This window comes from Allofournierella sp., assembly GCF_048388525.1.
GTDB lineage: Bacteria > Bacillota > Clostridia > Oscillospirales > Ruminococcaceae > BQOK01.
Window position 1 is genome coordinate 1 of the sequence record NZ_DBGCTQ010000125.1, and the last position, 16342, is coordinate 16342.

Annotated in this window: 15 protein-coding genes, 1 pseudogene and 3 riboswitches; of the genes and pseudogenes, 10 read left to right on the top strand and 6 right to left on the bottom strand. The window is 61.3% G+C overall.

What is annotated here, in order from left to right:
- The 3 genes and pseudogenes from ACMLHZ_RS15245 to ACMLHZ_RS15255 all read right to left on the bottom strand — a co-directional run.
- A pseudogene (locus ACMLHZ_RS15245) lies at nt 1-600 on the bottom strand (glycine cleavage system aminomethyltransferase GcvT); the annotation flags it as partial.
- Between the two features lie 166 nt (nt 601-766).
- Nucleotides 767-861, bottom strand: a riboswitch (glycine riboswitch).
- A 143-nt stretch (nt 862-1004) separates the two neighbouring features.
- Entirely contained in the window at nt 1005-1727 is a 723-nt protein-coding gene (locus ACMLHZ_RS15250) for a DUF5131 family protein (protein ID WP_418668520.1), read from the bottom strand.
- A gap of 96 nt (nt 1728-1823) precedes the next feature.
- Entirely contained in the window at nt 1824-2216 is a 393-nt protein-coding gene (locus ACMLHZ_RS15255) for a metal-dependent transcriptional regulator (RefSeq protein WP_418668521.1), read from the bottom strand.
- Nucleotides 2217-2445: 229 nt separating this feature from the next.
- On the opposite strand from ACMLHZ_RS15255, the gene ACMLHZ_RS15260 reads away from it, so the two are divergent.
- The 6 genes from ACMLHZ_RS15260 to ACMLHZ_RS15285 all read left to right on the top strand — a co-directional run bounded on the left by ACMLHZ_RS15260 (nt 2446) and on the right by ACMLHZ_RS15285 (nt 7605).
- Complete coding sequence (locus ACMLHZ_RS15260; protein ID WP_418668522.1) at nt 2446-2658, top strand: FeoA family protein; 213 nt, start codon at nt 2446-2448, stop codon at nt 2656-2658.
- Nucleotides 2659-2672: 14 nt separating this feature from the next.
- On the top strand, nt 2673-2894 hold the full coding sequence (locus ACMLHZ_RS15265; protein WP_418668523.1) for a FeoA family protein: 222 nt from the start codon (nt 2673-2675) through the stop codon (nt 2892-2894).
- A 74-nt stretch (nt 2895-2968) separates the two neighbouring features.
- The gene (feoB, locus tag ACMLHZ_RS15270; RefSeq protein WP_418668524.1) at nt 2969-5152 is read left to right on the top strand and encodes a ferrous iron transport protein B; all 2184 of its coding nucleotides are present in this window, start codon (nt 2969-2971) and stop codon (nt 5150-5152) included.
- A gap of 17 nt (nt 5153-5169) precedes the next feature.
- Entirely contained in the window at nt 5170-5322 is a 153-nt protein-coding gene (locus ACMLHZ_RS15275; protein WP_418668525.1) for a FeoB-associated Cys-rich membrane protein, read from the top strand.
- Nucleotides 5323-5525: 203 nt separating this feature from the next.
- Nucleotides 5526-6278: a heparan-alpha-glucosaminide N-acetyltransferase gene (locus ACMLHZ_RS15280; RefSeq protein ID WP_418668526.1), complete on the top strand. Its 753-nt coding sequence runs from the start codon at nt 5526-5528 to the stop codon at nt 6276-6278.
- 208 nt (nt 6279-6486) lie between these two features.
- Nucleotides 6487-7605, top strand: coding sequence for an aldo/keto reductase (locus tag ACMLHZ_RS15285; RefSeq protein WP_418668527.1), 1119 nt, complete (start codon nt 6487-6489; stop codon nt 7603-7605).
- 89 nt (nt 7606-7694) lie between these two features.
- On the opposite strand, the gene ACMLHZ_RS15290 is transcribed toward ACMLHZ_RS15285, so the two are convergent.
- Nucleotides 7695-8999 carry an MFS transporter gene (locus ACMLHZ_RS15290; RefSeq protein WP_418668528.1) on the bottom strand — a complete coding sequence of 435 codons (1305 nt, stop codon included), beginning with the start codon at nt 8997-8999 and terminating at the stop codon, nt 7695-7697.
- 313 nt (nt 9000-9312) lie between these two features.
- Nucleotides 9313-10434, bottom strand: a complete 1122-nt coding sequence (locus ACMLHZ_RS15295; protein WP_418668529.1) for a mechanosensitive ion channel family protein — start codon at nt 10432-10434, stop codon at nt 9313-9315.
- A 121-nt stretch (nt 10435-10555) separates the two neighbouring features.
- A riboswitch (FMN riboswitch) is annotated at nt 10556-10679 on the top strand.
- Nucleotides 10680-10799: 120 nt separating this feature from the next.
- Here ACMLHZ_RS15295 and ACMLHZ_RS15300 point away from each other — a divergent pair.
- Nucleotides 10800-11396, top strand: a complete 597-nt coding sequence (locus tag ACMLHZ_RS15300; protein WP_418668530.1) for an ECF transporter S component — start codon at nt 10800-10802, stop codon at nt 11394-11396.
- Between the two features lie 45 nt (nt 11397-11441).
- Nucleotides 11442-11538, top strand: a riboswitch (SAM riboswitch).
- A 129-nt stretch (nt 11539-11667) separates the two neighbouring features.
- Entirely contained in the window at nt 11668-12813 is a 1146-nt protein-coding gene (gene metK / locus ACMLHZ_RS15305; RefSeq protein ID WP_418668531.1) for a methionine adenosyltransferase, read from the top strand.
- Between the two features lie 66 nt (nt 12814-12879).
- On the opposite strand, the gene ACMLHZ_RS15310 is transcribed toward metK, so the two are convergent.
- Nucleotides 12880-13782 carry a LysR family transcriptional regulator gene (locus ACMLHZ_RS15310; RefSeq protein WP_418668532.1) on the bottom strand — a complete coding sequence of 301 codons (903 nt, stop codon included), beginning with the start codon at nt 13780-13782 and terminating at the stop codon, nt 12880-12882.
- 130 nt (nt 13783-13912) lie between these two features.
- On the opposite strand from ACMLHZ_RS15310, the gene ACMLHZ_RS15315 reads away from it, so the two are divergent.
- Nucleotides 13913-14926: a YeiH family protein gene (locus ACMLHZ_RS15315; protein WP_418668533.1), complete on the top strand. Its 1014-nt coding sequence runs from the start codon at nt 13913-13915 to the stop codon at nt 14924-14926.
- An 83-nt stretch (nt 14927-15009) separates the two neighbouring features.
- A partial coding sequence (locus ACMLHZ_RS15320; protein WP_418668534.1) for an AAA family ATPase occupies nt 15010-16342 on the top strand: 1333 nt, incomplete at its 3' end.

A 16342-nucleotide genomic window follows, 5' to 3' on the forward strand; every position in this document is an offset into this window, starting at 1 on the left:
GAGATACAGCTCAAACCCGTCCTCGCCGGTGTAGCCGGTGCGGGAGATCACGCAGGGAATGCCCGCAACACTGCCCGAAAAGTTAGCGCTGTAATATTTGGCGGGCAGCTGTTCTTCGCCCGCCAGCCGCGCCAGGATGGCCCGGGCCGCGGGCCCCTGCAGCGCCAGCTGCGCCACCTGGTTCGAGAGGTCAGTGAGCTGCACGTCCCCCTGGGCGTGCGCGCGCATCCAGGCGAGGTCCTTTTCTTTGTTGGCGGCGTTCACCACGATAAAATAGCACTCATCGCGCACCTTGTACACGATGAGGTCATCCACCACGCCGCCCTGTTCGCTGCACATGGGGCTGTAGCGGGCCTGGCCGTTGTACATAATGGTGTAATCGTTGGTGAGCAGGCGGTTCAGACAGGCCACCGCGCCCGGCCCGGCGCACAGCACCTCGCCCATATGGGATACGTCGAACAGGCCGCAGGCCGTGCGCACCGCCATGTGCTCGGCGATCACCCCCGTGCCGTACTGGACCGGCAGCAGATAACCCGCGAACGGCACCATTTTGCCCCCCGCGCGGAGATGTTCCTCGTACAGGGGCGTTTTCTTTTCCATTGTGACCCTTCCTTTCTTGTGTGAAACGGTGATGGGGAAACGGGAACGGGGCGCCCCCGGCGGGGCAAACAAAAAGAGCGCACGGGAACAAACAGTTCCTGTGCGCTCTGTCATCGACCTGAAAGATTTGCTTCTTCGGTGCAGCCGGGGCTGCTTTCCAGAGGTTCGTCGGGGCCTGGTCCTTTTACCTGAGAGTTTTCGCATTCCCCTTCGGTACGCGCCCTGCCGCAAGCGGCGGCGCGGTTCTTCCCGGCCCGTCATCCGAATGATTCAATTGTCCTGCCCTTATCTTACCATCCGACTGGGCCCGCGTCAATGAATTTGTTGTGCAAAATTTCCTGTTTTTTGAAAGATAAATGAAAAATATTGATATAATATTCACAAAACGGGACGGCAGAGCGGAATCAAAACAGCCGTTTTCCATGCATAAGATCGATCCCCAGCTCTTTGGCCAGGCCGGGCTGTTTAAAGGGATTTACCCTTTCCACCGCGCCGCCGCGCCGGAAAAGAGAGCCGGTATTCTTGAACCAGAAGGTCACGTCTGCTTTTACGCACTGCTCGCGGATGGAAAGCACCCAGTCGTAATTGCATTCACGGGCGTCGCGGCCTGTTTCGCCGCCCACGGTAACATGCTCTGTGCCGTGAAGATAGGGGGCCAGGTCGATTGCCTCCAAAAGCGGCGCGCAGGCGATAAAGCGCCGCTTGATCGGGTAGGACAAAAACAGCGGGAGCCGGTAATCGGCCAGTTCCTGGGTTTCGACGGTACAGCCAAGATTCACATTGTCGTACCCTTCGCCCCAATCGGCGGGAAGCGATACGGGGAACCGGTCGATCCGTTTGGTGAGGATCAGAAACTCGATGTCCTGCCGTTCCCGGATAAAGGACCAGGCTTCCCCGCGCCACTCGTCCGCCTCGGGAAGGAAAAAGTCGGTTGCAAAACAGGTTGGAAGGATTTTGTTTCCTTTGATGTTGTATTCGCCCTTTGCGTTTTTTCGGACGGGCCAATTGAATTGCTCGGTTTTTTGGATCGTATTTTGGCCGAAGCGCTTGGCGTGCGGCCCGTAAAAGTAACAGTTGGTGCAGCCGTCGCTTATTTTATAACAGCCTGTCCATGGCTCCCAGTTCATAGGCGCCCTCCTTTTTGTTCAAATTCCAGTGGAAAGGATAAGGGATTGCAATAAAACAGCAGCGCCCTGTACAGGGCGCTGCAAAAAGCGGCGCGGCTATTCCGGCGTGCCGTTTTTGGGCGGCATGCCGCTGCGGGCATGGGCCAAAAGCTTTTCAAAGGTTTCGTCGCTCAGATCGTGTTCCACCTTGCAGGCGTCGGCCGCCGCCACCTCGGGGGTCACGCCCAGGTGCACAAAGAACTCAGTGAGCAGCTTGTGGCGGTCGTAAATGTGGCGGGCGATCTGCAGCCCCGCGGAAGTGAGAACGATGAAACCGTCGGCGTCCACTTCAATATAGCCGTTTTCCCGCAGCTTTTTCATGGCCACGCTCACGCTGGCTTTGGTGAACTGCAGCTCGTTTGCAATGTCGATCGAACGCACCATGCCCTTGCGTTCTTTGAGCATCAGGATGCTCTCGAGATAGTCTTCGGCGGATTCGTGGATCTCCATGGTCGCTGGCCCCCTTAAAACAATTTGCTGGAATCCAGCATACCACAAACAAGGGATTTTAGCAAGTTTGCCGGAAAGTGCCCAAACTTTGGAATGGACGGTTGACAAAGCCGGTTAGTTGTGTTAAACTTCAAATTGTTCAGAGAGTTAGTGGTTACTAACTTCATCCGAAGCCCTTTTCGCATAGCCGAAGGCAGCGCGGGGAAGGGCTGAACAAAAGGAGGGGGATATGATGCCCTTGACAATGGCGAAACCAGGCGAGACCGTGACCATCCGCAGGGTCACCGGCCGGGACGAAGTGCGCCAGCACCTTGCGGAGCTGGGCTTTGTGGCGGACAGCACCGTGACCGTGGTGAGCGAGCTTGCGGGGAATCTGATCCTGCAGGTAAAGGACAGCCGGATCGCCCTGGACCATACCCTGGCGAACCGGGTGATGATTTGAAGGAGGAGTGAGGCATGAAGACCCTGAAAGACGTGAAGGTGGGCGAGACCGCGACGGTGAAAAAGCTGCACGGCGAGGGCCCCGTGAAGCGCCGCATCATGGATATGGGCATCATCAAGGGGGTGGGCCTGCAGGTGCGCAAGGTGGCCCCGCTGGGCGACCCGATGGAGCTGAACGTGCGCGGCTATGAGCTGAGCGTGCGCAAGGCCGACGCCGGGATGATCGAGGTGGAGTAAGAGGTGTTTTTTTTGCCGCGTGGTTAGCCTTGGCTAACTATACGGCGAAGCAACGAAAGGAAGGAGTGGAAGCAATGAGCATTACCATCGCGCTGGCGGGCAACCCGAATTGCGGCAAGACCACCATGTTCAACGATCTCACGGGTTCCAGCCAGTATGTGGGCAACTGGCCCGGGGTAACGGTGGAGAAAAAAGAGGGCAGGCTGAAGGGGCACAAGGATGTGGTGATCCAGGATCTGCCGGGCATTTACTCCCTTTCGCCCTACACCCTGGAAGAGGTGGTGGCCCGCGGGTACCTGGTAAAGGAAAAGCCGGACGCCATCATCAACATTGTGGACGGCACCAACATAGAGCGCAACCTGTACCTTACCACCCAGCTGATCGAGCTGGGGCTGCCTGTGGTGGTGGCAGTGAACATGATCGATCTGGTGCGAAAGAACGGAGACCGGATTGACCTTGCAAGGCTGGGGCAGGAACTGGGCTGCGCTGTGATGGAAACCAGCGCCCTGAAGGGCGAGGGCAGCATGGCGGCGGCGGAAAAGGCGATTGAGCTTGCCCGGCAGAAGAAAGAGGGCGAGCACCCCCATGTGTTTACCGGCAGCGTGGAGCACGCGCTTGCCCACATTGAGGAGTCGATCCCGGAAAAGGTGGAAGCGGCCAGCCTGCGCTGGTATGCCATCAAGCTGTTTGAGCGGGATGAAAAGGTGCTGGAGGAGCTGGCCCTGAGCGATGAACTGCACGAGCACCTGGAAGCCCACATTCAGGACTGTGAAAGGGAGCTGGACGACGACGCCGAGAGCGTCATTACAAACCAGCGCTATGCCTATATCAGCAGGGTGATGAACCGCTGTGTGAAGAAAAAAGCGGCAAAGCACAGCCTGACCGTTTCGGACAAAATCGACCGGGTGGTAACCAACCGCATTCTGGCGCTGCCCATCTTTGGGGCGGTGATGTTCTTGGTGTATTATATTTCGATCGGTACGGTGGGGAGCCTGTTGACCGATTGGACGAACGACGTTTTGTTCGGCGAGCTGATCTGCGGCAACCTGACAGGCTGGTTCGAGAGCATGAGTGTGGCCCCCTGGCTGACCGGCCTGATCGTGGACGGCATTGTGGGCGGCGTGGGCGCGGTGCTGGGGTTTGTGCCCCAGATGCTGGTGCTGTTTTTGATGCTTTCGGTTTTGGAGGACGTGGGCTATATGGCCCGCATCGCCTTTATCATGGATCGCATCTTCCGCCGGTTCGGCCTTTCGGGCAAGAGCTTTATCCCCATGCTGATCGGCTCCGGCTGCGGCGTGCCGGGTGTGATGGCCAGCCGCACCATTGAGAACGACCGTGACCGGAAAATGACCATTATGACCACCTGCTTTGTGCCCTGCGGCGCAAAGATGCCCATCATTGGCCTGTTTGCGGGCGCGCTGTTCGGCGGCAGCGGCCTGGTGGCCACCAGCGCCTACTTTATTGGGGTAGCCGCCATTATTCTGAGCGGCGTCATGCTGAAAAAGATGAAAGCCTTTGCGGGCGAACCGGCGCCCTTTGTGATGGAGCTGCCCGCTTACCACGTGCCAAGCGGCACAAACGTGCTGCGCGCGACCTGGGAGCGCGGCTGGAGCTTTATCAAGCGCGCGGGTACGGTGATCCTGGCATCCTCGGTGATTTTGTGGTTTTTGCAGGGCTTCGGCTTTGCCGGCGGCGTGTTCGGCATGGTGGAGGACAACAACACCAGCCTGCTGGCCGCGATCGGCCAGGGGATCGCGCCGATCTTTGCGCCCCTGGGCTTTGGCAGCTGGAAAGCCGCGGTGGCAACCTTTACCGGCCTGATCGCAAAGGAGAACGTGGTTTCCACCTTTGGCGTTCTGTACCACTTTGCGGGCGAGCTTTCGGAAAACGGCGACGAGATCTGGGGCTCGATCGCGGCGGATTACACCGCGCTGACCGCCTACAGCTTTATGCTGTTCAACCTGCTGTGCGCCCCCTGCTTTGCGGCCATGGGCGCCATTAAGCGGGAGATGAACAACGGCAGGTGGACCCTGGCGGCCATTGGGTACATGTGCGGCCTTGCGTATGCGGTCTCGCTGATGGCGTACCAATTGGGCGGCCTGTTCACCGGCGAAACGAGCTTTGGCGCGGGCACCGTTGCCGCGCTGGCCGTGCTGGCGTTCCTGCTTTACATGCTGCTGCGGCCCAACAAGTACAACGCGGATTACCAAAAGGGCGCGGACCTTTTGATCAAACGGAACGATAAGGTGAAAGCCTGAGATTGGAGGTGCTTTTTATGAATCTTCCCACCATTATCATTGGGCTGATGGTGCTGGCGGCTTTTGCGGCCGTGGTGGTGCACCTGGTGCGGGGGCGCAAAAAGGGCGGCTGCGGATGCGGCTGCTCCGGCTGCCCCAGCGCGGGGATGTGCCACCCCGACAAGCACTGAAGGCCCGCGGGGAGCGTTCCCCCGGGAATTAAGGGAAAAGCGCGGCGTGGGAGGAGCAGGCTCCCGCGCCGCACTTTTTTAAAAGAAGGAGAAAAATGTTCAAAACCCCTTGACGGGGACCCGGGGCAAGGATATATGATGGTGATGGGAAAAGCGAAGAGGGAACAAGAGAGGGCCCGCGCCCGGCGGGCAAGGGGAATAAAATGCAAACAACGCAAGCGGCGAAAACACGCCTGGACCTGCTGGACAGCATTCGCGGGGCCACCCTGTTGAGCATGGCAGCCTATCACGCCGTGTGGGATCTGGTGTATCTGCTTGGGGTGCAGTGGGACTGGTACAAAGGCGGAATGGGCTTTCTTTGGCAGCAGAGCATCTGCTGGGCCTTTATTTTCCTCTCGGGCTTTTGCTGGCCGCTGGGGCGCCGCCCGCTGAAACGCGGGCTCACGGTGCTGGCAGGGGGCGCGGCGGTCACGCTGGTCACGGTTCTGGCCATGCCGGAAAGCAGGGTCGTGTTCGGTGTGCTCACGCTGCTGGGGGCCTGCGCGCTGCTGCTCATCCCGCTGGAAAAGCTGCTGCACCATGTGCCCGCGGTGCCGGGCCTTGCCGCCAGCGCGGTGCTGTTCGCCCTGACGCGGGATGTGAACCAGGGCTGGCTGGGGTTTGGCGGGCTGCACCTGCTGCGGCTGCCCGACCGGCTGTACCATGGGCTTTTTGCCACCTGGCTGGGCTTTATGGAGCCGGGCTTTTTTTCCACGGATTATTTTTCGCTGCTGCCCTGGATGTTTTTGTTTTTGGCGGGGTATTTTGCATGCCGGGCCTGCGGCGGCAGGGAGCGGCTTGCCCGGTGGGCGGGCCGGGGATTTGCGCCCCTGAACTGGATCGGGCGCCATTCGCTGCCCATTTACCTGCTGCACCAGCCGGTGCTGTACTTATGCCTTTTGGGCTTTGTGCGCTGAACGCTGCTCGGGACGTTTGGGGATTCAGCGGCATGCCGCTGCAGGCTTGTGCGATATTTCCGGCTGCCCGAAACCCGTACGGCCGGGGCTTGTGCTGCCGGACGCGCGGGCATATACTGAAAACAGACGCAGCACAGGCCGTTTTTATGCGCCCGGAAGGGAAGATCGCGGTATTAACGGGAGGCAGCTGCCGGAAGGAGAAGGGAAAATGGCAAGAAAGTTGGGTTTTGGATTTATGCGCCTGCCGCTGCTGAAGGACGAGGAGCCTGCCTCGATTGATTACCCTGTGCTTGAAACGCTGGTGGACGCGTTTCTGGCCCGGGGATTCACCTATTTTGACACCGCCCCCACCTACCACGCGGGCCACAGCGAGGAGGCGCTGCGCAGGGTGCTGGCGGAGCGTTACCCCCGCGGGGCGTTTACCCTGGCCAGCAAAATGCCGCCCTGGCGGCTGGAGGGGCCGGAACACCCGGCGCGCCTGTTCGCGGAGCAGCTGGAGCGGTGCGGGGTGGAATATTTTGACTATTACCTGGCCCACAGCATCAACCGGGAGCACTACGCCCAAGCGAAGGAGTACGGAGTATTTGAATTCATCGCGCAGAAAAAGCGGGAGGGAAAGATCCTGCGGGCGGGCCTTTCGTTCCATGATACGCCCGAATTTTTGGATCAGGTGCTCACGGAACATCCGGAGCTGGATTTTGTGCAGCTGCAGATCAATTATCTGGATTGGAACAGCCCCGCAGTGCAGGCCCGCCGCTGCTACGAGATCGCCCGGGCGCATGCAAAGCCCATTTTTGTGATGGAGCCCTGCAAGGGCGGCAGGCTGGCAAAGCTGCCCCCAGAGGCCCAGGCGGTGCTGAGCACGCGGGCCTCCGGCACGCCGGCGGCGGGCTGGGCGTTTCGGTTTGCGGCGGGGCTGGAGGGGGTGGAGATGGTGCTGAGCGGCATGAACACCCTGGAGCAGGTGCTGGAAAACACCGCCGTGCTAAAGGCGCCCGTTCCGCTGAAAAGGGAGGAACGGGCCCTTTTGGAGCAGGTGGCCCGGCTGCTGCGCCAAAGGGAGCTGGTGGCCTGCACGGGCTGCGGCTACTGCGCCGAGGGCTGCCCTGCGCATATTTCCATCCCGCAGGTGCTGGAGCTGTACAATGGGGCGCTGCCCGCGGGAGCCCCCACAGCCGGGCAGATCGCGGCGTACGCGGCGCTGCCCGGGGCAAAAGCCGCCCAGTGTGTGGGCTGTAAAAAATGCGAGACCGTGTGCCCGCAGCGGCTGCCGGTGGCGGCGCGCATGCGGCAGGCCGCCGTGCTGTTTGGGCAGGCGAAGGCATAGAGGAAGCCGGGCACAGGGATCTGTAAGCAGAGCACCCCCGCCGGGGCCAAAGGCCCGGCGGGGGTGTTTTTGGGTAAGAACGGATCTGCTCACCGGGCTTTTTTCTCGAGCGCCCAGAGGTGCTTGTCGCGCCGGAACAGCAGGCAGGTGGCCGAGCCCAGGAACCCCAACGCAAAGAACAGCAGCGCCGCGCCCGAGCCCTTGCCGCTTCCAAACAGCCACACCAGCAAGCCGGCGGAGCCCTGGGCGGCCATGAGCGGCTCAAACACCCGGTCGACCAGCAGCCCGCCCAGCAGCGAGCCCAGCGGAATGGTGAAGAACTGCAGGGTGTTTCGCACCGAGTACACGCGGCCCTGCATCTCCAGGGGGATGCGGCTGCGCAGCAGCGCGTCCAGATTTGTGTTCATGACGGGGATGCTGACCCAACCGAGCACCGCGCCCAGGCACCACACAGGAGCGCTGCGCCCAAACGCCAGCAGAAAATTCTCGGTGCTCATGGCGAACAGCAGGGCGTTGCAGATGGTCCGCACCCGGCTTTTGGGCGCGGGGCGCAGGGTCATTGCAGCGCTGCCCAAAAGGGTTGCCGCGCCTGTGCAGGCGCTCACCAGCCCCAGCACGGCCCGCCCGCCACCCGCGCGGGAGAGCAGCATGGCGGGCAGCGCGGCCTCGTACATGGAGGCGGTGAGATTGATGGCGGCCAGAAACAGGATGACGTCTAAAATGCCCCGGTTTTGGCGCAGGTAAGCGAGGCCCTGGGCTGCGGCCCGCCACACCGTGCAGGGGGGTGCGCCGCCGGCGTTTGCCCGGGGGATGCGGATGAACAGCGCAAGCGCGAAAAAGGCCGCGCCGAAGCTCGCAAGGTCAAACGCGATCACAGCGGTAAGGCCGGCCAGGCCGAACAGGGCCGTGGCAAATACCGGCGCCAGGATGGTGACAAGCGAGTTTGAAAAGGCGCGCATGCCGCCCACCCGCTGGTATTCCCGGGGCGGGGCGAGCAGGCTCACCGCCACATCCGAGGCGGGCTGCTGAACCGTATTGGCAAGGCCGTTCAGCGCATTGATGAGATAGAGATGCCACAGGGCCAACCGCCCCGAGGCGAACAGCACGAGCACCAACAGAGTGGTGGCCGCCGCCAAGGTGTCGCAGGCCAGAATGGTGCGCCGTTTGTCCCACCGGTCGCTCAGCGCGCCCGCAAAAATGCTGCACAGCACATAGGGGGCATAGGAACAGATGGTGAGCAGCGCGGTGGACAGGGCCGAGCCGGTCTGCTCGTAGGCCCACACCACCAGCGCGTAGCTGGTCATGGAACTGCCCAGGGTGGAAAGGCCCTGGGTGGCCCACAGCAGAACGAACGCGGACATTCCGCTTAAAAAATATTTTTTATCAGGTTTCATCGTCGACTTTGCTCCTTTAAATTTTAAATGGCAAGGATGCAAAGCCAGCGCGGACGAAATTATTTCGTCTCCATGCAAATTCGCCCGTCGACTAGACTTTGCATGGAGCGGTATCAATGCAGAGCACGGAAAAGCACCTCCCGGAACACGTTGATATAAATGTAACACGATCGGGGCAATTTGTACAGTGGCCGCTTTATGGAAAAGCGGTTTCGGAGGATCGTCGCCGCATAAGCCGGGGAATTCGAATAAGAACCTGATAATTTTATAGAAAAGGGGGGCTGAAAACAAATTCAGCCCCCCTTTGGAACGCTTATTTTTTTTCGATATACACGCTGGTGCTGGGGAAGGCGAAACTGCACCCGGCGGCCTGCACAAGGGCCATGAGCTCCAGGTTCACCTGCTCCTGCACCTGCAAAAAGTCGGCCAGGGCGGCGGTGCGGGCGTAATACTGCACCAGGATGTCGATGCTGGAGGCGCCGAAGCCGGTGAGCTGCACGCGCACGCTGTCGGGCCAGACGTCCGGCCGGGCGGCGAGCATGGCGCGGATGGAGGCCAGCAGCGCCTCGAGCTGGGGGCGGGTGGCATCGTAGGTCACGCCCAGCGTGGCCTTTGCCAGCCGCTTGCCGATGCGGCTGTAGTTGGTGACCGCGCCGCCCACCAGCACGCTGTTGGGCACGATGATTACGGCGTCGCCCAGGGTGCGGATGCGGGTGCTGCGGAAGGTGATGTCTTCCACTGCGCCCTCGCCCGCGCTGCACTCGATCCAGTCGCCGATGGCAAAGGGCTTTTCAAAAATAATGATGAGGCCACCAAAAAAATTGGCCGCATAATCCTTGGCGGCAAGGCTGATGGTCAGGCCCACAATGCCGAGGCTTGTGATGAGGCTGGTGACCGGCGCCCCCAGTTCTTCCAGCACCATGAGCAGCGCGAAGACCAGCACCACGCCCTTTAAAATGCGGTTCACAAAGGTGGTGACCGTGTTGTCCAGTTCCAGATCCAGGGTGCCCTGCACCCGCTGCATCATCAGGGGGCCGATATCGCTGGAGCCAACCAGACCCCAGGCCAGCAGAGCGATCAGGGCGATGTGCAGCGCTTTGTCCAGCCACAGGCGCATTTGGGTGAGCAGCTCGGGGGGCAAGGGGAGCATGATCAGCGCGATATACAGCCCCACCGCCCACACAAAGACCGGTGCGGGCTTTGAAAACCCCCGCACCGCCACGTACAAGCCTTTTTTAGCCCGCGCCCCGGCTTTTTCCACCAGCCAGGGCGCCAGTTTGTAGCGCACCACGCGGCTGAAGATATAGCACCCCGCAAAGATTGCAAGGCACAGCCCGAACTGCACCAGCGAACCGGGGTTTTCGGCCCAATAGGCCTGTGCTTTTTGCAGCATCGAAACCACCCACTTCAATTTTTGGTTTTTCAGATACCGCATATTATACCACGCTTTCCGCCCATTTGGCAAAATCCGGCCGGTAAAATGTATGCCCCGGACCGAAAAATGTTGCCCCTGGCACTTGCGGGCTGGCTGGAATGGGTATATAATAACACCAGAAAGTCTGTTTCAGGGCGGGGTGTGATTCCCCACCGGCGGTATAGCCCGCGACCACCTTTGCAATAAGGTGCTGACCCGGTGAGATTCCGGGGCCGACGGTATAGTCCGGATGAAAGAAACGGCAGCGGAAAAGCTACGCGTTTACGCCCTTTTGCAGTGTTGCAAAGGGGCGTTTTTGTTTGGCTTTTCCGGGGCGCAGGACCAAGAACAGCTTTCTGAAAATATTTGATCAGGAGGCAGAACAAATGGAACGCAACAAAACACACGCAAGAGTATTGAAAATGGTGGTGATGGGCCTGTTGGTGGCCGTGAGCATCGTGCTGGTCACGCTGATCCACATCCCGTTCCCGCCCGCCCCGTTTTTGGAGTACGACCCCGCTGATGTTCCCATTTTCATTGGGACCTTTTTGCTGGGGCCGGTGCCCGGGCTGGTGCTGACCGTGCTGGCGAGCCTGATCCAGGGACTTACGGTTTCGGCGGGCAGCGGGCCCATCGGCATTCTGATGCACGTGCTGGCCACCGGCAGCTTTGCACTGGTGGCGGGGACGATCTACAAACGCGCCAAAACCCGCAGAAATGCCCTGATCGCCCTGGGGGCCGGCGTGGTGGTGCAGGTGGCAGTGATGATCCTGTGCAACCTTGTTTTCACCCCGCTGTTCATGGGCACCGCCATGAAAGACGTGGTGCCCATGCTGCTGCCCGTCATCCTGCCTTTCAACCTGATGAAGAGCGGCATCAACGCGGTGGTGACCTATATCGTTTACAAGCCCGTGAGCCGGGTGGCACACCGCATTCTGGGGCAGCCAGAGCCCGCGGCGGAAAAAAGCGCCGGCAGGAGTTGACAAATTTTTTGGCGCAGGCTATAATTTATCACTGAACTGAATAGCAACTTATCAAGAGCGGCGGAGGGAACAGGCCCTGTGAAGCCCGGCAACCTACAGTGATGCAAGGTGCCAAATCCTGCGGGAAACCGAAAGATAAGCGTTCACAGCGCTCATGGGCTTTCGGCCCCTGGGCGTTTTTTCGTTTCCGGCAAGTTGCTTTTCGGCAAAACCATTTTTTTACCGGCCCGGCGGCAGCGCCGGACCACGGGCAACGAAAGGAGACAGACCCATGGCAAAACGTTATTTTACTTCCGAATCCGTGACCGAGGGGCACCCCGACAAAATCTGCGACCAGATCAGCGACGCGGTGCTGGACGCCATTCTGGAGCAGGACCCCGGGGCCCGGGTGGCCTGTGAAACCACCTGTTCCACCGGCCTTGTGCACGTGATGGGCGAGATCACCACCAATTGCTATGTGGACATTCAGTCCATTGTGCGGCAGGTGGTGCGGGACATCGGCTACACCCGCGCCAAGTACGGCTTTGACGCCGACACCTGCGCCGTGCTGACCAACATTGACGAGCAGAGCCCGGATATTGCGCTGGGCACCAACGACGCGGTGGGCGGCGCGGGCGACCAGGGCATGATGTTCGGCTATGCCTGCAATGAGACCCCGGAGCTGATGCCCCTGCCCATCAGCCTGGCGCACAAGCTGGCCAAACGGCTTACCGAGGTGCGCAAGAACGGGGCGCTCGCCTACCTGCGGCCGGACGGCAAGAGCCAGGTGACGGTGGAATACGACGGCGCGAAGCCGGTGCGGGTGGACGCGGTGGTGATTTCCAGCCAGCACAGCCCCGAAGTGGATATGGAGACCCTGCGCAGGGAGATCCTGGAGCAGGTGATCCTGCCGGTGGTGCCCGCGGAGCTGCTGGATGAGAGCACAAAGTATTACATCAACCCCACCGGGCGGTTTGTGGTGGGCGGTCCCCAGGGCGATTCCGGCCTGACCGGCCGCAAGATCATTGTGGATACCTACGGCGGCTACGCCCGCCACGGCGGCGGCGCGTTCAGCGGCAAGGACCCCAGCAAGGTGGATCGCAGTGCTGCGTACGCGGCCCGCTGGGTGGCGAAAAACATTGTGGCGGCGCACCTGGCCGAGCAGTGCGAGGTGGAGCTGGCCTACGCCATCGGCGTGGCCGAGCCCGTGAGCGTGCTGATCGACACTCACGGCACCGGCACGGCGCCCGACGACGCGCTGGAAGCCGCGGTGCGCAGGGTGTTTGACCTGCGCCCGGCCGCGATCATTGAGGCGTTGGATCTGCGCAGGCCCATCTACCGGGCCACCGCCGCCTACGGCCACATGGGCCGCGAGGACCTGAACGCCGCCTGGGAGAGGACGGACAAGGTGGAAGCGCTGAAAAAAGCGCTGGGATAACGGAAAAAAGCGGGGCCCCGGCCGTTTAGGCAGCCGGGGCCCCGCTTTTCAAATGCCAGCGGCGGCTTAGCCCGGGGCGGCGCTGGACAGCCCGCGCGCGAGCTGTTCCAGGATTGCGGCCAGCTCGGCGCTGCGCTCGGCGGCGAGGCTGCCAGGCAGCGTGACAAAGCAGAAAGGACGCATGAGACCAAAGTCGGTAAGGGGAATGGCCTGCAGCAGCCCTGCGCACAGCAGGGGGCGGGCGGCGCACTCGTAGGCAAAGGTGACGCCCCTATCCTGCGCGGCCATTTGCAGAATGACCGGGATGCTGTCGATCTCGTGCAGGCGCGCAAAGTCGCCGGGATGCAGGTTGTGGGCGAGGCACTCGCTCTCGAAGATATCCCGGCTGCCGCTGCCCTTTTCGCGCAGCAGCAGCGGCGCGGCAAGGCATTCTTCCAGCCGGGTAAAATGGCTGTACGGCCCGCCGGCCCGGCACAGCCCCAGAAAGCGGGCCTGCATAAAGGGGCGCCAGGCGTAGCGATGCCGGTCGAAATTGCCCTCGATCAGCGCAAAATCCAGCGCGCCGTTTTCCAGCTGTTCGAGCAGAGCCGCGGTATTGGCCGTGACCAGCCGGATGGGCAGGGAGGGAAAGCGCCCGGCAAGCGCGGGCAGCAGGCTTGGCATTACCCCCTCGCTGATGGAGAGGGTGGCGCCGAAGCGCAGGGCTGGGGGCTGCGCATGGACCGCCAGTTCGCGCAGCTGCCGGTCCATGGTGGCCAGGCGGCGCGCGAGGTGGTAAAAACGCTTGCCCTCGGGCGTGAGCACCAGGCGGCGGCCCTCGCGCGCAAACAGGCAAAGCCCGTATTCCGCTTCCAGCGCTTTTAAATGCTGGCTCACGGCGGGCTGGGTGATGTGCAATTGCTCTGCACATCGGGTCGTGCTGCCGCATTCGGCCAATTTGAGGAAGGTGTAAAGTTTGGTTTCCAGCATAGCTGCCTCGATTTATAAAAATTACTTATAATTAAACGCGAAATCCTAATTTGATTTTATATATATCCGCCTCTATAATCAAGAGGAAACAGGAAAAATGTTTCGTTTTATGGGGAAAGAGGAATCGGATATGAAAAACTTTATTGTAAAAAACGGGCCTGGCTTTTTGGTGTGCCTGGTGATTGCAGTCATTGCCCAGGGCATTGCGCGGCTGGCCCCCGCGGTGGGGGCTGCGCTGTTCGCCATTGGGCTGGGGATCGTGTGCGGCAACACGTTTTTAAATAAGCCCTGCTTTGACGCGGGCACCAAATTTTCTGAGCGGAGCCTGCTGGAATATTCCATTGTGCTGACCGGCGCCACCCTACTGCTGGGGGATATTCTGGCGTTGGGTCTGCCGGGGCTGGGCTTTATTGCCTGCCAGATGGGGCTTACCATTCTGGCCGCTTATTGGATCGGCCGCAAGCTGGGTTTCGGCAAAAAGTTCAGCCTGCTGATGGGCGCGGGCAACGCGGTGTGTGGCTCGTCCGCCATTGCCACGGTGTCGCCGGTCATCAAGGCGGAGAGCAAAGACAAGGGGATCTCGATCACGGTGGTGAACGTGACGGGCACCTTTATGATTCTGGCGCTGCCGCTGATCACCGGGCTTGTATACGGGCACGAGACCCTGCGCAGCTCGGCCATGATCGGCGGGATCACCCAGTCGATCGGGCAGGTGATCGCGGCGGCCCAGCTGGTGGGCGGCGAGGTGGTGCAGATGGCCACGATCTTTAAGATCATCCGCATCGTGTTCATTGTGCTGGTGGCGCTGGCGTTCTCGCGCATGAGCGTGGAAAAAAACGACGGCCCCCTGTTTGAGCGGGGCGCGGGCGCGGCTGCGGGCAAGGTAAAAGCCGGGGTGCCCTGGTTCATCGTAGGCTTTTTTATTTTCGCGGCCGCCCACACGCTGCATCTGGTGCCCGCCCCGGTGGGGGCGGCGGCAAAGGCCGTGAGCCAGCAGTTCGAGATCATTGCCCTGGCCGCCATTGGCATGCGGGTGAAGTTCCGGGACCTGGCGGCCGAGGGGCCCAAGGCCCTGCTGTACGGCCTTTCGGTGGGCGGCTGCCAGATCCTGTTTGCGCTGGCGCTCATCGCCCTGTTTTGGTAAACCTGCGAAAAGCCCGCCGGTTCGGCTGAACCGGCGGGCTTTTGGTTTACAAAAAGGGGCGGGGTGGGTTATAATGTTTAGCAATGCAAAAAAAGTGCGGCGAAGGGCAGGTGAGCGGGATGAGCGGGGGGCAGGAGGAGCTGCTGCGCATGGAAGGCGTGATCGAGCACGTCATTTATGAAAACCAGGACAGCGGCTATGCCGTGTTCGAGGTGAACGCCGGGGGCGAGGTGCATGTGGTGACCGGCGTGGTGGGCGAGGTGAACCCTGGCGAGAGCGTAACCCTGTACGGCAAATTTGAGACCCATCCCGCGCACGGCCCCCAGTTCCGGGCGGCCACCTGCGAGGCCAGCATGCCCCAGGACCTGGCCGCCACCCTGGCCTATCTTTCCAGCGGGGCGCTGCCCTACATCGGCCCGGCCACGGCGAAAAAGCTGGTGGAAAAGTTTGGAGCCGACAGCCTGGAGGTCATTGCAAACGAACCGCTGCGCCTCACCGAGCTGCGGGGGATCACGCCGGACAAGGCGGCCGCGATTTCGAATGAGTTCAAGCGGATGTTCGGCGTGCGGGAGGCGGTGGCTTATCTGGGCCGGTTTGGGATATCGCCCGCCCGGGCGGTGGAGGTCTACCGCCACCTGGGGCCCGCCACGGTGGAGGCGGTGAGCCAAAACCCCTACCTTTTGTGCGCAGAGCCGCTGTTTTTGAAATTCAAACAGGTGGACGCCATGGCGGCCGAGCTGCAGCTGGCACAGGACGGCTCGCTGCGGGTGTGGGCCGGCCTTTCGTATACCCTGCGGCACAACAGCGGCAACGGTCACACCTGCCTGCCGAAGGAACAGCTGCTGGCCACGGCGGCCCGCTTTCTGGGGGTGAGCGAGGCGGCGGTGGAGCGTGAATTGGATACGGCCCTGGCCGAAGGCGAGGCTGCCGTTTATGCCTGCGGCGGGCGGGACTATGTGTACCTGCCGGATCTTTTACAGGCCGAGCGGGATATTGCGGCCCGCCTGTGGGATCTGACCCGCTACCCGGCGCCTCAGCCAAAGGGGCTGGAGCGGAACATCCAGGTGTTGGAGCAGGCCCAGGGCTTCGCCTATGCGCCGGAGCAGCGAAAAGCCATTGAGATGGCGCTGTGCAGCAATGTGATGGTGCTGACCGGCGGCCCCGGAACAGGCAAGACCACCACGGTGAACGCCATTTTGAGCCTGTTCCAGCACCAGGCGGACCGGGTGGCGCTGTGCGCCCCCACAGGCCGGGCGGCCAAGCGGCTTGCCGAGCTGACCGGCCAGAAGGCGCAGACCATCCACCGGCTGCTGGAGGTGGACTACGACCCCCAAAGCCGCCTTCTGCGGTTTATCCACAACGAGAAGAACCTGCTCAAGTACGACGTGGTGGTGCTGGACGAGATGAGCATGGTGG

Coding starts and splice junctions, on each gene's coding strand:
- ACMLHZ_RS15250 (WP_418668520.1), bottom strand. CDS start 1,727: ATGAACTGGGAGCCATGGACAGGCTGTTATAAAATAAGCGACGGCTGC.
- ACMLHZ_RS15255 (WP_418668521.1), bottom strand. CDS start 2,216: ATGGAGATCCACGAATCCGCCGAAGACTATCTCGAGAGCATCCTGATG.
- ACMLHZ_RS15260 (WP_418668522.1), top strand. CDS start 2,446: ATGATGCCCTTGACAATGGCGAAACCAGGCGAGACCGTGACCATCCGC.
- ACMLHZ_RS15265 (WP_418668523.1), top strand. CDS start 2,673: ATGAAGACCCTGAAAGACGTGAAGGTGGGCGAGACCGCGACGGTGAAA.
- feoB (WP_418668524.1), top strand. CDS start 2,969: ATGAGCATTACCATCGCGCTGGCGGGCAACCCGAATTGCGGCAAGACC.
- ACMLHZ_RS15275 (WP_418668525.1), top strand. CDS start 5,170: ATGAATCTTCCCACCATTATCATTGGGCTGATGGTGCTGGCGGCTTTT.
- ACMLHZ_RS15280 (WP_418668526.1), top strand. CDS start 5,526: ATGCAAACAACGCAAGCGGCGAAAACACGCCTGGACCTGCTGGACAGC.
- ACMLHZ_RS15285 (WP_418668527.1), top strand. CDS start 6,487: ATGGCAAGAAAGTTGGGTTTTGGATTTATGCGCCTGCCGCTGCTGAAG.
- ACMLHZ_RS15290 (WP_418668528.1), bottom strand. CDS start 8,999: ATGAAACCTGATAAAAAATATTTTTTAAGCGGAATGTCCGCGTTCGTT.
- ACMLHZ_RS15295 (WP_418668529.1), bottom strand. CDS start 10,434: ATGCGGTATCTGAAAAACCAAAAATTGAAGTGGGTGGTTTCGATGCTG.
- ACMLHZ_RS15300 (WP_418668530.1), top strand. CDS start 10,800: ATGGAACGCAACAAAACACACGCAAGAGTATTGAAAATGGTGGTGATG.
- metK (WP_418668531.1), top strand. CDS start 11,668: ATGGCAAAACGTTATTTTACTTCCGAATCCGTGACCGAGGGGCACCCC.
- ACMLHZ_RS15310 (WP_418668532.1), bottom strand. CDS start 13,782: ATGCTGGAAACCAAACTTTACACCTTCCTCAAATTGGCCGAATGCGGC.
- ACMLHZ_RS15315 (WP_418668533.1), top strand. CDS start 13,913: ATGAAAAACTTTATTGTAAAAAACGGGCCTGGCTTTTTGGTGTGCCTG.